Raw genomic sequence first — 17,052 nt, 5'->3', positions numbered from 1 at the left:
AAAACGATACATAACAGCAGCTTCCCGGAAGCAGATCTTTATTACTCTTGGATATAAGAGTAATCTGTTTTCTTAGCATTGCTCCGCAGAAAAATATTAATTAAAATACCTGCCAATAGATAGTCGCAAAACATTTATTAAAATAGGAAACGATGTACAGTGGCGAGCCAAGTAAAGGACTAGAATTTTATAATTTGCTTATCCAATCTGACGAATTTACTTCTGAATTAGGTAGGGTCACTTTAGCTTCTGGAAGACTAGAAACCGAGTTAATTGCTTTTCTTAGGCACAAAGGAATAGAAGGGAAAAATAAAAAACTTACACTTGGAACTCTGATTAGGATTGCGCAGGAAAATCAAGCACTTGATATCAACATGATTAACGCTCTTCAGCAGGTGTCAGAAAAGCGCAATTATTTAACGCATAATATTTATGCTCTCTTCTCTGATATGATTGATGAAACCATCTTGGAGAAAGAAAATCTTCTGGTCTCTGATGTCCATTTATACTTAGAAAGAGCCTGGCAGTTAAAGGAAAATTTAAATGAATTAACAGATATTTTAAGACAGGAAAATAAGTAACAAAGTACACAGATCATCTAGCCATACCCACGGGCCAACTCTATCACCCTAGGAAGGACTCTTCATTACTATATCCAATACCATGCCCCTCACCATCCGCCCCATTCAACCCTCCGACAACGAACCGCTGGCAACCTTAATCCGAAAGGTATTCCGCGAATTTAAAATAGACAAGCCCGGTACGGTGTACACTGACCCGACCACTGACGCCTTGTACGAGCTGTTTCAGCAGCCCGGCAGCGCTTATTTTGTGGCCGAAGAAAACGGTACCATCCTGGGCGGCTGCGGCGTATACCCTACCGAAGGCCTACCCACCGGCTATGCAGAACTGGTTAAGTTTTACCTGTCCGCCGAAGCCAGAGGCAAAGGGATTGGCAATCAACTGATGCAGCAAAGTATAGCAACTGCCCGTGAGCTTGGGTACAAACAACTATACCTGGAGTCGTTCCCAGAACTGGCCAAAGCCGTATCGATGTATGAAAGAGCAGGCTTCAAACCTATACCGCATGCGATGGGAAACTCGGGCCACTTCGCCTGTAACATCTGGATGCTGAAAGAACTATGACCGTAGAAGACGCTTATAATGATTGGGCCGCGCAGTACGACACCAACAAAAACCGAACCCGCGACCTGGAAGCCGTAGCCTTGCGCACGACGCTGGCGGCTATACCTTTCGAGACCTGTCTGGAGATAGGCTGCGGCACCGGCAAAAATACGGAATGGCTGGTGCGCAAGGCGCTGCACGTTACAGCAGTAGACTTATCTGCTGAGATGCTGGAGCGGGCCCGGAAGAAAGTGAGCTCCAACAAAGTGACTTTTCTACAAGCCGACATCACCCAACCCTGGCACTTTGCCACACAGGTGTACGACCTTGTTACCTTCAGCCTGGTGCTGGAGCACATCCAAAACCTGAATTTTATTTTTGAGCAGACAGCAGCTGCACTGAAGTCCGGAGGGTACACCTACATCGGCGAGTTGCATCCTTTCAAGCAATACAGCGGCACCAAAGCCCGCTTCGATACGGAAGAGGGGCGGCAGGAAGTCGAGTGCTATACCCACCACATTTCGGATTTCGTACAGACCGCCACACAGCACGGCCTGAAACTGGTCGACCTGAACGAGTATTTCGATACCCACGACAAATCAGGTTTACCCCGTATCCTGACCTTACTCTTGCAGAAGGTATAGCCTTACTGTCCTATCTTTTCCAGGAACACAGAAGCTTCGGATTATGTACTGTAACCGGAGCAGAAAGCCCGCTGAGGGAAACAAAAGGCTGCGCGTTCCTTGATTGCCGACTCATCTTAATTACCCCCATCCACCTGTTTTCCGTAAACCGCATACCTGCTCCGGCAGGTATAAACGCACCATCGCATGACGGAAAATAAGCAAGACAAAATTAAAGTCGTGGTCTTCGACCTGAACGGCACTTTCTATACCAAGAGCTCCAAAGAGGAGTTTTTCAAGTTTATCAGCAAAAAGAAACCACACAAGCTAGCCTATTATTTCCAGATGGTGTATTACAAGGCGCTCCTCAAAATGAACCAGATCCGAATGACGGAGTTTAAAGAGAACTTCTTTAATTACCTCGACAACATTCCGCCCGAGCAGGTAGAAAAATATGCACGCGAGTTCTGGAAAGAAGAGTTTCCTGGTGAGTTTAACAAAGAGATAAAAGCCAAGCTGGATAGGTATAGGCAGGAAGGTGTGCAGGTGATCTGCGCCACGGGTGCGCTGGAGGTATACGTGAAGCCGTTGTTCGAACTATACCCGATCGATGCGTTCTTTGGTACGCAAACCAGGTATAACGGCGAAACTTACATCGTGGAAGGAAAGGCCTGCAAAGACGAAGAAAAGATAAAGCGCCTCGATAAGCACTTCAAGGGTAAGTCCTACAAGATTGTGGAGGCTTTTTCGGATGCCAAAGAAGACATACTGGATCACGCTGAAAAGGCGTGGTTGGTAAAGGACAGCGGGAAGCTGGTCAACTATGAAAAATGAGTTCGCCATACCTGGCTGCAACCGATCTTTAAATTTTGCAGGCCTCTGACGAATTATATGCTGATTATGGTATATTAAGGGTAAATTGCCTTATATAAATCAAAAAACAGCAAAATGGCAGCCATCAACCCTTACCTCACCTTTGCGGGTAACTGCGAAGAAGCGTTCAGCTTTTACAAATCAGTATTCGGCGGCGATTTCCCTTATGTAGGCCGTTTTAAAGACATGCCATCTGAGAATCCGCTTCCGGAAGCCGAAGGAAACAAGATCATGCACATTTCATTGCCGATCAGTAAAGAAACCACCTTGATGGGCAGCGATTCTTCCGAGGCTTTTGGTCATGCGACCATCATAGGCAATAACTTCTCGATCTCCATTAACGCGGAAAACGAGGATGAAGCCAAGCGCTTGTTCGATGGCTTATCGGAAGGTGGCAAGGTAACCATGCCGCTGAACAAAACTTTCTGGGGCGCGCTGTTTGGCATGTTCACCGACAAGTTCGATATCCAGTGGATGGTGAACTACGATTACGAGCAAAAGCACTAAGCAGAACCACAGTTTAAGATGAAAATACTATTGGCAATTGGGGCAGGCAGTTTTATAGGAGGTGTCGGGCGTTACCTGCTGTCGCAGCTTATACAAACAAAGAACCTGACCCAATTTCCGGTAGGCACGATGGTCGTAAACATAGTTGGGTGTTTTCTGATCGGACTGGTGTTCGGCTTTGCTGCCAAAGGCAATTTGCCGGATGAATGGCGCCTGTTTCTGGCTACGGGTATACTGGGCGGTTTCACCACCTTCTCAGCCTTCTCCCTTGAATCTATCACGCTGCTGCAAAACGGACAAACTGGGCAGGCTATCCTTTACATTCTGGCCAGTGTGTTGCTAGGGCTGCTGGCTACCTTCGCCGGCATGTGGCTGGTAAAATTGGCCTAACTCTTAGGTTAAGAAACTTTCCAAACCTCTAAACACTGACACCATCGCCTGTCCTTTCTCCGACAAGGTATACTCAATGTGCAGGGGCTTCTCCTGTATCACAGTTTTCACCAGTATATCCGCTTCCTCCATCTCTTTTAGCGCCGTCGCCACCGATTGCTTGTTAGAGCCCGGTAATTGTCGCAGCAAACTGTTAAAACGCACCGGTCCATCCAGGGCCAGTTTGAAGATCTGCGGCTTCCATTTGCCGGATAACTGCTTCAGTATACCTTCGGCAGGGCAACTCGCTTCCTCTTGTGGTAAATTGTTGGTAGTCATGTTTTTTTGACTAATTGACTCTCTTGAAGGTTAGTCCGACCTTTGTAAAAGTAATTCAGCAAAGCCTGCTGGCTACGGGCTAACAGGCTGATTTTTATAAAGTTTAACACAAGATAGAATATTATGGAGACGAAACCAACGATGCATTGCGATATTGAGACCGGGATATGTGAAGTTCCGGGAACTCAGTCCTCTACAGAAGATACCAACATTGCTGCAGCCCAAAAACCAATCAAGCTGCTCTACTTTACTGACCCGATCTGCTCCTCGTGCTGGGGCATCGATCCGCAACTGAAGAAACTGGCGCTGGAGTACGGCCCATACTTTGAGGTGGAGTACCGCATGGGCGGGCTGCTGCCGAGCTGGGAAGTCTATGGCGGCCGCGACGTGAACGGACCTGCCAGCGTGGCCCAGCACTGGGAAGAAGCCGATGCCCACTACGAGATGCCGATAGACGGCGACCTGTGGCTGGAAGACCCGCTGCCATCCTCATATCCGCCATCCATTGCCTTTAAGGCGGCCCAGTTGCAGGGCGAGGACAAAGCCGGGGCGTTCCTGAGAAGAATAAAGGAGATGATCTTTTTGGAGAAGAAAAGCATTGCCCGCTGGGAAAATCTGGCGCTGGCCGCCGAGCAAACCGGTCTGGACGTGGCGCAACTCAAGGCCGACTTCGAAGGCAGAGCAGTTGAACTTTTCCAGCAGGATCTGGTGCTGGCGCGTCAGCTGGGTGTGCGTGGCTTCCCAACCATCTTTGTAACTGACGGAAACGATAACCGCATTCTGGTATATGGCTCCCGTCCTTACGCACAGTACGAGCAGGCACTTCTTCAGCTGCATCCGGAGGCCAGCAAGCAGCAGTATGATACAAGCTATACCTCGCTTTTCGGCAAGTATAGCACGCTTACCACCAAAGAGTTTGCGGTACTTTCAGGTATGAAAACCAGCGAGGCCGAAGCGCACCTGCAGGAACTGCAAGAACAGGGCAAGATCGGAAAGTATGCTTCCAAGAACGGCCCGCTTTGGAAAAGATTCTAGGCTGATAGCCAGTATAAAACAAGAAGCCCCGGCAAATTGCCGGGGCTTCTTGTTTTATCAATAAGTTCTTAAAGCTTAGTGCTTTGCAAGGTAGTTAGATACACCTTCTTTTGTAGCGCTCATGGCTTCTTTGCCTTCAGACCAGTTGGCTGGGCAAACTTCGCCTTTCTGCTCGAAATACTGCAGGGCGTCTACCATACGCAGGGCCTCGTCGATAGAACGGCCAAGCGGAAGGTCGTTCACAACCTGGTGACGAACAACACCTTCTTTGTCGATCAGGAACAGACCGCGGTAAGCAACCGGCTCACCTACAAAGATCGCTTCGCCTTCTTCGTTGTAGTCGTAATGACCAGCAAGTACGTCGAAGTTCTGAGCGATCGTCTTAGCTGCATCAGCAACAAGCGGATACTCAACTCCTTCGATACCGCCTTGGTTACGTGGAGTGTTCAACCATGCGAAGTGAGAAAAATGCGTGTCGGTAGAGCAACCAACTACGGCAACATTCTTACGATCGAACTCTTCCATTCTGTCCTGGAATGCGATGATCTCAGTCGGGCAAACGAAAGTGAAGTCCATTGGGTAAAAATAGAATACCACGTGCTTCTTGCCGATGTACTGGTCAAGAGAGAAGTCTTCTACGAACTCGCCGTTTACTACTGCTGTTGCCTTGAAAGAAGGTGCTTTTTTACCTACTAATACTGCCATTTTATTTTGTTTTTATTGGGTTTTGAAATAATCTATTTAGAAACTTTTGTAATGTTTATCTTTTTGTCTGGCTCTACCTTACAGCCTGTCAGCTGAATAGAAAAGCCCTTGATTTCGAAGTTCTCCACCTGGCGCTCACTGAAAAACCTGATCAGCAGCTGCTCCAGTTCTTTATCCTCAAAATCAACAATTTCCTTGGTCTTGCTGCAGTAGATGTGGCTGTGCGTCATCGTATTCGAATCGTAGCGCTTGCTGCCACCTTCTGAAACCACGCGCCGCAGCATACCTGTCTCGGTAAAAGTATCCAGCGTTTTGTAGACTGTACCGAGCGAAATCGTCGGGTTAGCAGGCCGCAACCGCTGGAAAACATCCTCCGCGGTTGGGTGCGACCCATGCAGTTCTGTTACCGCTTCGAGCACCACAATGCGCTGCTGTGTCGCCTTCAGGCCACATTCAGTCAGGCTTTGTCGTATTTCGTCTCGGGTCAGGTGTTGCATACTGAGATAAGAATGATTCTTAACTAGGAATAGTTCCGTAAAGGTAAGCCTTATTATTAAAAGTTAAAAGTGAAGCGTCAAAAGTTGTTAGTGAATGGGGGAACTTCAATGGTAAAAGTTCTGAGTTAAGAACTCAATCATACCTGTCATTTCGACCTCAGGGAGAAATCTGGGTTTTGATCACCAATTCAGATTTCTCCCTCCGTTCGAAATGACAGTAAAGCAGCTGCTCTTACACCTTTGCTTTTAAACTCAGAACTCGAGACTCAGAACTCGGATTACCTTCCCTTAAACTCCGGCTTGCGTTTCTCCACAAAGGCATTCATGCCTTCGGTCTGGTCTTCGGAGGCGAAGCAGAGGTAGAAGTTTTTGCGCTCAAAGTGCAGGCCTTCGTCGAGATTGGTTTCAAAAGAGCGGTTTACAGATTCCTTAGCAAGTTTGGCTGCCACCGGCGACATCTGGGCAACTTCTCCTGCCAGTTTAAAGGCTTCTTCCAGGTATAGCTCCACTGGCACCACGCGGTTGATCAGGCCGTGTTTCTCGGCTTCGTCGGCAGAAATGAATTTCCCGGTGAGCACCATTTCCATGGCTTTTGCTTTGCCGATGGCTTTGGTGAGGCGCTGCGTACCGCCCGCGCCCGGCATCACACCTATTTTTATTTCTGGCTGACCAAACTGAGCTGTCTCCGAAGCCACAATCATATCGCAGGTCATGGCCAGTTCGCAACCACCGCCCAGCGCAAAACCTGATACGGCCGCGATAATAGGTTTCTTTGTTTTGCGGATCTGATCCCAGGTGGAGAACTGGTCGATGTTGAGCATGTCGATGGCCGTTTTGCCAGCCATTTGCTTGATGTCGGCACCGGCAGCGAAAGCGCGTTCGTTGCCGGTGATGATGATGGCGCGCACCTCATCGTTCTCATCAAGTTCCTTCAGGGCATCGCGCATCTCGCCCATCAGCTGCAGGTTCAGGGCGTTGAGTTCTTTTGGTCGGTTGAGTTGGATCAGGGCCACGTGCGGACGGGCCTGTGGTGTTACAAGTATAAATTCCATAGTTTAGTCTTTTTTGTTCGGACTAAGTTACGGCTTTTAGGGAATAGGGGAAAGGCAGTTTCGTGATATATGGCGCAGCCAGTCTAAGCCGAAATAAGAATTAACTTGGTGCTAAGGTATAGGGTCGGGTTTGCGAATATACAGGAGCAGAGCGCCTGACAGGTATAGGTATAGGTATAGGTATAGCGCCAAAGTCGGGCATTACAAACCTGTTGCGCAACAGACTCAACTTTATACCTGGCTATACCTGGACATAAATCAGGAGTTTCATCTCAGTTGTATTTTTGAGCTTTCAGGCGGAATACGGTTGCTGCGTATAGTGCTTCAAACACAGGCGACAGGAGATTACGCGCAATTTCGGCGAGTGAGGGTAGTTTCCTGCAGGCAGTAATTTATCGGCATACCACCTGAAACGTCGTTCTGGTCCGCTGTTCCATCAGTATTTCTTTGCCTTTCGTGATCTCCTGTATACTCTCGTTGTCGTAATTTTTGATGGTAAAAAGTTGCAGCCTGGTGTTGTAGTGAATCGTGAACTGGTCTGTTAAGGTATCAAGCAACTTGTGGAGGCGTTCTTCATTATAATCAGTACAGATCGAAAAAGAGATGGCCGAGTTCTGCATTAGGTTGATCTTGAGCCGCAATTCCGACAAAGCATTGAAAATGGTTCCGAGGTTCTTTTCGCTGATAAAGGTAAAATCCTTCGCACTGAACGACACCAGACACTGGTTATCCTTCACTATAAACGCCGGAGCCAGCTTTTCAAAGCGACAATCGCAGATTTTGGTACCTTCAGCCGTTGGGTCCAGGAAGGATTTTACATACAACGGTATCGACTTGTTAGCCAGCGGCTTGATCGTTTTGGGGTGAATGACCGAGGCGCCATAATAAGCCATTTCCACTGTTTCCTGGTAGTCGAGCTCGCGGTAGCGCACGGTATGGGCAAAGCGTTTCGGGTCGGCGTTGAGCAGGCCGGCCACGTCCTTCCAGATATAAAGCCCTTCGGCATCGAGGCAGTAAGCAAAAATGGCGGCGCTGAAGTCAGAGCCCTCGCGGCCAAGTGTGGTGGTGAGGCCATTATTGGTGCCGCCCAAAAAGCCTTGCGTCACGATAAGCTGCTGTGAAAGTACGGCAGGCAGATCGCGTTTGATCACCCGTTCGGTCCAGGCCCAGTCTACGCGGGCTTCGCGCCAGCTACTATCCGTCTGAATATATTTTCGGCTGTCCACCCAGGCGTTGGCTATACCTTGTTCCTGCAAAAAATAATGAACGATAACAGAAGATAGTAGCTCCCCAAAACTCACGACTTGGTCATAGTCTTTGTCGTAATTGGCAACTAGTTGGCTTATAATCCCTTGTAATACTTGCTGCAATTGAGCGAACAGATGTTCGAGTCGTTCGTATACAGGGTGTTCCCTGTTCGGGAAAAGCTCATGAACAATAGCTAAATGATACTGACGGCTCTGATGCAGGGCGTCACTGAAATCATGACCCGCAGCGGCCAGGTCGTATACCTGTTCCAGGGCATTAGTCGTTTTGCCCATGGCAGACACTACCAGTAGCAGTTCCTTTTCGCCGCCTTGTGCGGACACGATCTGAGCCAGATTTTGCAATGCACTGGCGTCTTTTACCGAGGCGCCGCCAAACTTAAATACTTTCATCAATTGAGACTATTACTGCGTAAATGTAAGTATCCTTCGGTTATGTTTCAAAATGTCATATTTTTGTAGCTATATATTTAAATTTCACCATAATGAATGACAAACTAGCGCTTCCTGTCGGTACCACACTAGACAGGTTTATCATGAGAAAGCAGGAGGACTTCCCTTTTGCGACCGGAGAACTATCGCAGTTGCTGCGCGACATTGCCCTGGCAGCCAAGATCGTGAACCGCGAAATTAACCGTGCCGGCCTGATTGACGTGACCGGAGCCTACGGTCAGCAGAATGTGCAGGGAGAAGAACAACAGAAACTCGACGTGATCGCCAACATCCGCTTCATACGCGCCCTTCGTAATGGCGGCGAGGTGTGTGCCATCATCTCAGAGGAAGAAGACGACATCATTCAGACAGGCAACCTCAAAGGCAAGTACATTGTGGCCATCGACCCGCTCGACGGCTCATCTAACATCGACGTGAACGTGTCGATCGGCACCATCTTCTCGATCTACCGCCGCGTTTCTGAAGCAGGTAAAGAAGGCACCATGGAAGACTGCATGCAGAACGGTACGGCCCAGATCGCGGCCGGCTATGTGGTTTATGGCTCGTCAACTATGCTGGTATATACCACGGGACATAGCGTAAACGGCTTTACCTATGAGCCATCGCTGGGCGAGTTTTTCCTTTCTCACCCAAACATGCGCACACCAGAGACTGGTACGATCTATTCTTGCAACGAAGGCGGCTACAACAGCTTCCCGGAAGGCATCAAGAACTACCTGAGCTACTGCAAAGAGAACGGCTACTCTGGTCGTTACATCGGCTCACTGGTGTCTGACTTCCATCGTAATCTGATCAAGGGTGGCGTGTACATCTACCCGGCCACGGCCAAGGCGCCTAACGGCAAGCTGCGTTTGTTGTACGAGTGCAATGCCCTGGCCTTTATTGTCGAGCAGGCAGGAGGCAAGGCTTCTACTGGCAAAGGCCGCATCATGGAAGTAGAGCCAACAGAACTGCACCAGCGCTCTCCGCTCATCATCGGATCTTCGGAGATGGTGAACAAAGTGGAGGAGTTTATAAAAGCAGAAGTGGAAAAAACAGAAGCAGTTGTAGCAAACTAATTCTGACTATACCGGAAGCGGATCTGCGCTTTGAGCAGCTCACGCTCCACAATTAAACGGGCTATGTTGTCGGCTACCTCTTCTTCGGAGGCCGCGAGCATAGCCTGTTTTAATTTGTGCTCCTCCACATCGATGCGGTACAGGATATTGAGCAGCTGGTTCAGACTATGGCGAAGCAGGTATAGCACCATGCGGGCTACCTCTCTTGTCAGGTCACTTTTCTGGGAGGGCAGCTGGTGTTCTGATTCGAAGACCCGCTGCAACTGACGCGCAGCGCTCTCAAGAAGGACAGGGGAGTAGATCATGGTTGTAAGCGTAAGGTATAGCGATAAAAAAAAGCCCTCCTGTCCGGAGGGCTTTTATATGGGGCAGGTTCTTATTTCTTGGCCTTCTTTGCCTTTGATTCAGCCTTCTCTTCTTTCCCTTCCGCTGATTTCTTTTCTGAGGCAGCTTCTGCTTTCTCTTCCGGGGCAGTTTCTTCGTCTGCTGTAAAGCCTATGTGCTTGCTCGCAATGCTGTACCAGGTAGCCAGTTTGCGCATGTCAGACACATACACGCGGTCTTCGTCATAGTCAGGCAGTACGTCCGACATAAAGCTTTTCAGTTCCTCGTCAGATGGCTTCTCGCCGAATGGCAGCTCACCGTTGTATTTCTGGTGGATGCGGTCCATTACATCGGCCAACGGCACGGTTGCCTCCTCGTCGTTGGTGTAGATCGATATTTCGTCCAGCAGCGACATACGGTGGCGCGCCTGGGCTACCATGCGGGTAGGCGTATCAGAAAGGCTCTCCACAATTACGCCGTTGCGTGTAGGCTTTACGATGCGGTAAAGTCCGCTCATGCCGGCAATGGCTGAAACTTGTCTTAAATCAATAGGCATAATCAGGTATAAAAACTTTGGTTATAGTTTAAACATTATGGGTACGCTGGCCATCATGCCGAAGCCTGGGCCGGGTGCTTTGAATTTTAGCATTTTGGCGATGCGCATAGCCTCCTCACCGGTGCCTGCACCTGCATTTTTCAGTACTTTGAAGCCCGAAGTGGAGCCGTCTTCATTCAGCGTAAAGCTGATGATGCATTCGCCCTGCACGCGGTTTTTGCGGGCCATAGCCGGGTACTTAATCTGCTTGTCGATGAACTGGTACATAGCCTCCTGGCCACCTTTGTAGTACTCCGCCACAGGTATAGACTTAGACGGCATCCATACCACTTTCTCCTTAGCCGTATCAGCTGACTGGGCAGTGGCGGCAAAGCTCACAAAGGCAAATAAAAGAAACAAAATTGAGATTTTACTTTTCATAAGGGTAAACAATTTAAGTTTATGTTGGTGTACACCTGGTATACCTTCTTCCTAAACCGCAAACCCCGTGCCTGTTAGGGCTGCACCTGCGCGTTCACCTCGTCTATAAAATTGAGGATCTCGTCGCGCCCGGCTTTGTCTACAGCTGAAGTTTTGAACATGCGGGGAAGTTCGTCCCAGGTTTCCTGCATCTTACGGGCGTAGGCGGCTATGGTTGAGTCGGTCTTGGTGGCCGACTGCTTGTCGGTTTTGGTGAACACGATCACAAAAGGAACGCCAAGGTTGCCCAGATAGTGTATAAAGTCGAGATCGACCTTCATAGGCTCGTGCCTTGAGTCGATGAGAACGAACACACAGGTCAGGTTTTCGCGCTTCTGCAGGTAATAGTTGATCATCTTGCGCCACTGCTCCCGCGACTCCCTGCTCACCTTGGCGTAGCCGTAGCCCGGCAAGTCGACGAGGTACCACTTGTCGTTAATCAGAAAATGGTTGATGAGCTGTGTTTTGCCCGGAGACTGAGAGGTTTTCGCCAAGCCTTTTTGCTCGGTGATCATGTTGATGAGTGAGGATTTGCCTACATTGGAGCGGCCAATGAAGGCGTACTCCGGTTTGTTGGGTTCGGGGCATAAGTCGACCCGAGTATTACTTATTAAGAATTTTGCTTCTTTTATAACCATGCTGTTGCTAGCTTAAGCCACCGGGCCGCTAGTTGGCCTGCTGATGTGGCAATTTTAATTTACGGTACGCGCGCTTGCCTGAGATGGAAGGCGCGTGGCAGATTTGCCAAAATTACTATTATTTTAGTTAACATGTATTGATTGAGCCGCAAGCTGTACCGACCAGGTATACCAAGGTGACACTAAGATGAGTTGCAAAACGTTTTGCTAAATAATCCAGAAACGTATATAGTTTATATGTATATTTTAATATATTTGCTCTCTGATCTGGAGTTGGGTTACTGCGATAGTATATAAAAATAGATATTAGTGAATCTATTATGGCGTTAGTAGCGTAAGGGGGATGTTGTTGGGTGTGGGGAAGGAATGAAATAACACAGTAGGATAAGGGTAGTAAGCCGCCGGCATACCGGATCAAACAGGTGGGCAGGCCTTTGTCGCATTCTTCAAGAAGAGATTAACACATATTTCCATACAAACAATAAGTATAAAAAAACCCTTTACAGCATGAATAATTTAGCCAAATTATTTTCACGGCTTTCCTTAGCGCTGGCAGTTACCTGTGTGAGTGCCTACACGGTAGATGCACAGAGTAACAGAAAGCTGGTACGGACTGGAAACAAATTTTTTGACCGTGAAAACTACCGCGCTGCCTTGCCTTATTATGAGCAAGTGCTGGCCAACGACCCAAACAATGCTGAAGCCCTCTACTTTGCGGGTATCAGCTACATGACTTTCGATAAGGAGAAAGCTGCAGAGTACATCAACAAAGCACAATCTGTAAAGCCTAATGTAGATCGTGACATTGAATACTGGCTGGGCCGTATCAATCACATCAACTACCGTTTCGACGATGCCATTAAGCACTACCAGGCTTATATTCCGAACGTGCGTAAGCGTGATGACTGGCGCCGCGAAGAGGTAGCCATGCTGATCCAGCACAGCCGCAACGCCCAGAAGGAAGTAGCCAACCCGAAGGACATCTTCGTGAAAAACCTTGGTGGCGTAGTGAACACGGAGTACTCCGAGCACAGCCCGGTAATCTCTTCTGATGACAACTACCTGCTGTTCACTTCACGCAGCGCCGGTAACAATCAGAACAGTGCCAAAGCCTCTGACGGTGAGTATTTCGAAGACATCTACGAAACACGCCGTGTCCAGGGCGACGAGTGGGAGCAACCACGCTCTATCGCCGGTAACCTGAAAAGCTCAGGCCACGATGCTTCTATTCAGTTGTTTGACAATGACACCAAGATGCTGCTCTACCGCTCTGTAAACAACGGTGACATCATGTACGCTGAGCGTCAAGGTGACGGTTCGTGGGGTGATGCCAAGAGCATCGGTTCTAACATCAACACGGCAGACTTCGAGTCAGATGCCTTTATCACGCCGGACAACCAGCGTCTTTACTTCTCAACCAGCCACTACTCTGAAGACGGCGACCTGGATATTTACGTATCACAGCGTCAGCGCAACGGTGAGTGGGGCAAGCCTCGCAACGTAGGTGCCGCCATCAACACTAAGTTTGATGACGACAGCCCGTACATGGCTTCTGACGGCTCGATCTATTTTGCTTCACGCGGACACAACACCATGGGTGGTTATGACATCTTCGTAGCCAAATACGACTCTGTTGCCAAGCGTTTCGCGCGTCCTGAGAACCTGGGTTACCCGGTTAACACGCCAGACGACGACACATACTATCGCCTGAGCCCGGACGGAAGCTACGCTTACCTGTCTTCTTACCGCATCGGTGGCTACGGCGAAAAAGATATCTACACCATCAACTACATCCGTGCCGCCCGTGTGACTGGCCGTGTGTATGCAACGAACGACAGCCTGGCTATACCTGGCCTGGAGCTTGTTTTCAACGGACAACAGGCTGACAAGCGTCCGATTTCTTACCGCGACGTGACAAAGCAGGAAGATGGTCTGTATGACCTGCGTATCCTCTCTGGACGTACGTACCAGGTGGAGATCACAAAAGATGGTCAGGTGCTGACGACAGAGTCTTTCGAAATGCCAATGGTATTGAACGACACGGCTACCATCGAGCAGAACTTCTACATCGATTTCGGTGATTCGACGCGTGTAAGCCCAGGTGCTCCTACCTTGGCAGGTAAAGACGCCATCGCTTCTATGGAGTTCAAAAACATCTACTACGATACTGACAAGTACGAACTGCGTGCCGAGTCTATTCGTGAGCTGGATGCAGTGGCAGCCTTCATGAAAGCCAACCCGAACGTGAACGTTAGCATCGAAGGTCACACCGACTCACGCGCCAGCGAGCAGTACAACATGACGCTTGGTGAGAACCGTGCTAATGCTGCCTACGATTACCTGGTGCAGCAAGGCATCTCTGCGCGCAGACTCGTGACAGTGAGCTACGGCGAGCGTCGTCCGGTTGCTACTAACAACTCTGCAGACAACATGCAGCTGAACAGAAGAACAGAGTTCAGAATCATTCAGCGTCAGGACACAGAGCAGGAAGTGCCTGTAAACTAATTTGCCTGATCAGATTGTATAAATATAAACAGGCTGGGCATTCGCTCAGCCTGTTTTTTTATAATAATGGAACACAAACGGTGCATAATAGTTACAGTTAGAGTATTTTTGTTCTTTTATTACATAAGCATAACCCATGGCGGTAGTACCCTACAAAGACCAGAATAACGATAAGAAATCGCAGGTTGCTCAGATGTTCGACAACATTGCGGGCAAATACGATTTTCTGAACCACTTCCTGAGTGCCGGTATCGACATCATCTGGCGCAAAAAAGCAGTGAGCCTGCTTAAGGCCGAAAAACCGAAGCAGATCCTGGACATTGCCACAGGCACAGCCGACTTTGCGATCGAGGCACTGAGCCTTAACCCTGATAAGATCACAGGCGTTGACATTTCGGAAGGCATGCTGGCTGTGGGTCGTGAAAAACTGAAGCGCAAAGGACTAGCCCACAGAATCGAGCTGAAGTACGGGGACTCTGAGAACCTGCCGTTTGAAGACAACAGCTTTGATGCGATTACGGTGGCCTTTGGGGTGCGTAACTTCGAAAACCTGAAGCAGGGCCTGTCTGAGATGCAACGTGTGCTCAAACCGGGCGGTACAGCTGTGGTGCTGGAGTTCTCCAACCCGCAAAGCTTCCCGATGAAGCAGCTGTATCAATTTTATTTTAAGAATATACTACCGATGGTAGGTAAATTCGTTTCTAAGGACCGTGCCGCCTATACCTACCTGCCCGAGTCGGTGCAGGCCTTTCCGGACGGCAAGAAATTCCTGAACATCTTTGAAGAAGTTGGCTTTAAACAAACAAAATGGCATTCACTTACATTTGGAATCAGCTCCATCTACACCGGAAAAAAATAAGCTTTACGGTATTTTTACTGACTTTTCTGGCTAGTGCTACACAGGTACAGGCCCAGACTCAGAAAGTAAGAGGCGAGAATAAGCCTGGCTACGATGAAAAGCGCATTCATTACGGCTTCTACCTGGGCATGTCTTATTCGAAGTACTACATTGAGCACTCACAGGCGTATGCGGATCAGGTAGCTGGTGGCACGCAGGTAAACACCATGAACAGCCTGGGCTTTTATCCTGGTCTGGTGCTAAACGTGCGCCTGCTCGAATATCTGGATGCCCGCTTTGTGCCGGGTGTAGGCTTCTATGGCCGCAGCATCGATTTTGAAGGTGGAAGTGTGCCAGAAGGGGAAGGCGGAAACTTTGATAACACAACCTTTGCCTCACCTGTGATTGAACTGCCGGTGCTGCTCAAGTATAGAGCGAAGCGCCGTGGCAACTTCAGGATGTACATGGTAGGCGGAGTAAAGGCCAGTCGGGTGCTGGGCAATACCAAGCATACACAGAATAAGGACCTGCTACGCATTAATCGCAATGACCTGTCAATAGAGTATGGCGTTGGTCTGGATGTTTTCTATCCGTACTTCAAGTTTGCGCCGGAGCTACGCTTCTCTCACGGGCTCATGAATCAGAAAAGTAACTCCGGGGGGGAATACAGTTATCTGATCGATAAAATGACTACCCGTAACATTTCATTAATCTTCCATTTCGAATAATATGGCACGCATTGCACTTGTAACAGGAGCTACATCAGGTATAGGCCGCGCTACGGCCCTGGCATTGGCCAAGGCTGGCTATCACATCATAGCAACTGGCCGCAGAACTGAGCGCCTGCAGGAGCTGCAGCAGCAGATCACAGAGGTGCCGGTGTACACGCTAGCTTTTGACGTGCGCGACCGCGAGGCCGTGGCTGACGCCTTCAGCAGCCTGCCCGATGACTGGAAAGGTATAGACGTGCTGGTGAACAACGCCGGCAATGCACATGGCCTGGCGCCGGTGCAAAGTGGCAGCCTGAGCGACTGGGATGCCATGCTCGATATCAATGTGAAGGGCTTGCTCTACGTGACGCATGCGGTGCTTCCACTTATGATTGCCCGAAAGCAGGGCCATATCATCAACATCGGTTCTATTGCCGGGAAGGAGGTATACGCCAACGGGAACGTGTATTGCGCTTCTAAGTTTGCAGTGGATGCCATCTCCAAAGGTATGCGCATCGACCTGGTGCAGGAAGGTATAAAAGTATCGGAAGTGAATCCGGGTCTGGTGGAGACGGAATTTTCGGAAGTTCGCTTTAAAGGCGACAAGGAGCGAGCTGCCGGCGTCTACCAGGGCTATGAACCGTTGCGCGCAGAAGATATTGCCGATCTGATCACCTTTATGGTCACACGTCCTGCCCATGTCAACATCGCTGAAGTGTTGATCTTGCCGGCCGCTCAGGCTTCAGCTACCGTGCTGAACAAACAGCTGTAGCCCTTTTCATCGACAACCCACCCAAGCGGCCAACCGTACCTACTAAGGAAACGTCCGTAAGAGTTGCGGGCTTGAGTTGACGAAAAACAGCAGAGATATGGCAACGAACAAGCATAATTCAGAAGAGAATAAAAATAGACATAAACCAGAAAAAGGCGCAAATTCACAGCCGATGCCTAAGGATTATTCGAACGAGGCGAACCATAAAGGTGCTACCGATCTAGGTACGGCTGGCACAAAAGCCAGTGCCAGCCAACAGCAGGGACAGGGCGCCTGGAACGCAAAAGACTCGAATGACCAAGGCAAAAAGAAATAGTCTGATAGTTAGATAAAAAAAGAAGGAGCCAGT

General features: G+C 49.1%; 22 protein-coding genes. 13 read left to right on the top strand and 9 right to left on the bottom strand.

Translation table 11 applies throughout. The features are described from left to right. The first annotated feature begins 152 nt into the window (after positions 1-152). The 6 genes from L1278_RS00930 to crcB all read left to right on the top strand — a co-directional run bounded on the left by L1278_RS00930 (position 153) and on the right by crcB (position 3,518). Complete coding sequence (locus tag L1278_RS00930; protein ID WP_253400630.1) at positions 153-581, top strand: hypothetical protein; 429 nt, start codon at positions 153-155, stop codon at positions 579-581. 82 nt (positions 582-663) lie between these two features. After that, positions 664-1,146 carry a GNAT family N-acetyltransferase gene (locus L1278_RS00925; RefSeq protein WP_253400629.1) on the top strand — a complete coding sequence of 161 codons (483 nt, stop codon included), beginning with the start codon at positions 664-666 and terminating at the stop codon, positions 1,144-1,146. Beyond that, positions 1,143-1,769: a class I SAM-dependent methyltransferase gene (locus tag L1278_RS00920; protein ID WP_253400628.1), complete on the top strand. Its 627-nt coding sequence runs from the start codon at positions 1,143-1,145 to the stop codon at positions 1,767-1,769. Before L1278_RS00925 ends, L1278_RS00920 begins: the two co-directional genes overlap by 4 nt. A gap of 186 nt (positions 1,770-1,955) precedes the next feature. After that, the gene (locus L1278_RS00915) at positions 1,956-2,582 is read left to right on the top strand and encodes an HAD-IB family phosphatase (protein WP_253400627.1); all 627 of its coding nucleotides are present in this window, start codon (positions 1,956-1,958) and stop codon (positions 2,580-2,582) included. Positions 2,583-2,696: 114 nt separating this feature from the next. Next, positions 2,697-3,128 carry a VOC family protein gene (locus L1278_RS00910; RefSeq protein ID WP_253400626.1) on the top strand — a complete coding sequence of 144 codons (432 nt, stop codon included), beginning with the start codon at positions 2,697-2,699 and terminating at the stop codon, positions 3,126-3,128. An 18-nt stretch (positions 3,129-3,146) separates the two neighbouring features. Then, on the top strand, positions 3,147-3,518 hold the full coding sequence (crcB, locus tag L1278_RS00905) for a fluoride efflux transporter CrcB (RefSeq protein ID WP_253400625.1): 372 nt from the start codon (positions 3,147-3,149) through the stop codon (positions 3,516-3,518). Positions 3,519-3,521: 3 nt separating this feature from the next. Here the strand turns inward: crcB and L1278_RS00900 are convergent, their stop codons facing one another. Continuing rightward, positions 3,522-3,836, bottom strand: coding sequence for a helix-turn-helix domain-containing protein (locus L1278_RS00900; protein WP_253400624.1), 315 nt, complete (start codon positions 3,834-3,836; stop codon positions 3,522-3,524). Positions 3,837-3,959: 123 nt separating this feature from the next. Between L1278_RS00900 and L1278_RS00895 the strand changes: the two genes are divergently transcribed. Then, positions 3,960-4,871 carry a ClpXP adapter SpxH family protein gene (locus tag L1278_RS00895; protein ID WP_253400623.1) on the top strand — a complete coding sequence of 304 codons (912 nt, stop codon included), beginning with the start codon at positions 3,960-3,962 and terminating at the stop codon, positions 4,869-4,871. Between the two features lie 75 nt (positions 4,872-4,946). Here L1278_RS00895 and L1278_RS00890 read toward each other — a convergent pair whose 3' ends face one another. The 4 genes from L1278_RS00890 to L1278_RS00875 all read right to left on the bottom strand — a co-directional run bounded on the left by L1278_RS00890 (position 4,947) and on the right by L1278_RS00875 (position 8,783). Then, positions 4,947-5,576, bottom strand: coding sequence for a peroxiredoxin (locus L1278_RS00890; RefSeq protein WP_220625553.1), 630 nt, complete (start codon positions 5,574-5,576; stop codon positions 4,947-4,949). A 32-nt stretch (positions 5,577-5,608) separates the two neighbouring features. Continuing rightward, positions 5,609-6,073, bottom strand: a complete 465-nt coding sequence (locus tag L1278_RS00885; RefSeq protein WP_253400622.1) for a Fur family transcriptional regulator — start codon at positions 6,071-6,073, stop codon at positions 5,609-5,611. Between the two features lie 278 nt (positions 6,074-6,351). Then, entirely contained in the window at positions 6,352-7,125 is a 774-nt protein-coding gene (locus tag L1278_RS00880) for an enoyl-CoA hydratase-related protein (RefSeq protein ID WP_253400621.1), read from the bottom strand. A gap of 392 nt (positions 7,126-7,517) precedes the next feature. After that, positions 7,518-8,783 (bottom strand): aspartate kinase, encoded by a 1,266-nt coding sequence (locus L1278_RS00875; protein ID WP_253400620.1) that lies wholly within the window; start codon positions 8,781-8,783, stop codon positions 7,518-7,520. A gap of 92 nt (positions 8,784-8,875) precedes the next feature. On the opposite strand from L1278_RS00875, the gene fbp reads away from it, so the two are divergent. Beyond that, a complete protein-coding gene (gene fbp, locus L1278_RS00870; RefSeq protein ID WP_253400619.1) occupies positions 8,876-9,901 on the top strand; it encodes a class 1 fructose-bisphosphatase in 1,026 nt (341 codons plus the stop codon). Here the strand turns inward: fbp and L1278_RS00865 are convergent. The 4 genes from L1278_RS00865 to yihA all read right to left on the bottom strand — a co-directional run bounded on the left by L1278_RS00865 (position 9,898) and on the right by yihA (position 11,878). Next, a complete protein-coding gene (locus tag L1278_RS00865) occupies positions 9,898-10,206 on the bottom strand; it encodes a hypothetical protein (RefSeq protein WP_253400618.1) in 309 nt (102 codons plus the stop codon). The two genes, fbp and L1278_RS00865, sit on opposite strands and share 4 nt — an antisense overlap. Before the next feature lie 71 nt (positions 10,207-10,277). Then, positions 10,278-10,781 (bottom strand): DUF5606 domain-containing protein, encoded by a 504-nt coding sequence (locus L1278_RS00860; protein WP_253400617.1) that lies wholly within the window; start codon positions 10,779-10,781, stop codon positions 10,278-10,280. Positions 10,782-10,802: 21 nt separating this feature from the next. Further along, on the bottom strand, positions 10,803-11,201 hold the full coding sequence (locus L1278_RS00855; protein WP_253400616.1) for an energy transducer TonB: 399 nt from the start codon (positions 11,199-11,201) through the stop codon (positions 10,803-10,805). A 74-nt stretch (positions 11,202-11,275) separates the two neighbouring features. Then, positions 11,276-11,878, bottom strand: a complete 603-nt coding sequence (yihA, locus tag L1278_RS00850; RefSeq protein WP_253400615.1) for a ribosome biogenesis GTP-binding protein YihA/YsxC — start codon at positions 11,876-11,878, stop codon at positions 11,276-11,278. Between the two features lie 507 nt (positions 11,879-12,385). Between yihA and L1278_RS00845 the strand changes: the two genes are divergently transcribed. The 5 genes from L1278_RS00845 (at position 12,386) to L1278_RS00825 (ending at position 17,019) form a co-directional block, all read left to right on the top strand. Continuing rightward, complete coding sequence (locus L1278_RS00845; RefSeq protein ID WP_253400614.1) at positions 12,386-14,383, top strand: OmpA family protein; 1,998 nt, start codon at positions 12,386-12,388, stop codon at positions 14,381-14,383. Positions 14,384-14,519: 136 nt separating this feature from the next. Beyond that, positions 14,520-15,242 (top strand): bifunctional demethylmenaquinone methyltransferase/2-methoxy-6-polyprenyl-1,4-benzoquinol methylase UbiE, encoded by a 723-nt coding sequence (gene ubiE, locus L1278_RS00840; RefSeq protein WP_253400613.1) that lies wholly within the window; start codon positions 14,520-14,522, stop codon positions 15,240-15,242. After that, positions 15,191-15,949 carry a porin family protein gene (locus L1278_RS00835; RefSeq protein ID WP_253400612.1) on the top strand — a complete coding sequence of 253 codons (759 nt, stop codon included), beginning with the start codon at positions 15,191-15,193 and terminating at the stop codon, positions 15,947-15,949. The genes ubiE and L1278_RS00835 overlap by 52 nt, the downstream gene beginning before the upstream one ends. 1 nt (position 15,950) lies before the next feature. After that, positions 15,951-16,703, top strand: coding sequence for an SDR family NAD(P)-dependent oxidoreductase (locus L1278_RS00830; protein ID WP_253400611.1), 753 nt, complete (start codon positions 15,951-15,953; stop codon positions 16,701-16,703). 97 nt (positions 16,704-16,800) lie between these two features. Beyond that, positions 16,801-17,019, top strand: coding sequence for a hypothetical protein (locus L1278_RS00825; protein ID WP_253400610.1), 219 nt, complete (start codon positions 16,801-16,803; stop codon positions 17,017-17,019). Positions 17,020-17,052 lie beyond the last annotated feature (33 nt).

It is taken from the genome of Pontibacter sp. HSC-36F09 (assembly GCF_024171605.1).
Classification (GTDB): Bacteria; Bacteroidota; Bacteroidia; order Cytophagales; family Hymenobacteraceae; genus Pontibacter.
The sequence above is the reverse complement of the archived record's forward strand: the minus strand, read 5'-3'. Positions and strand labels throughout refer to the sequence as shown.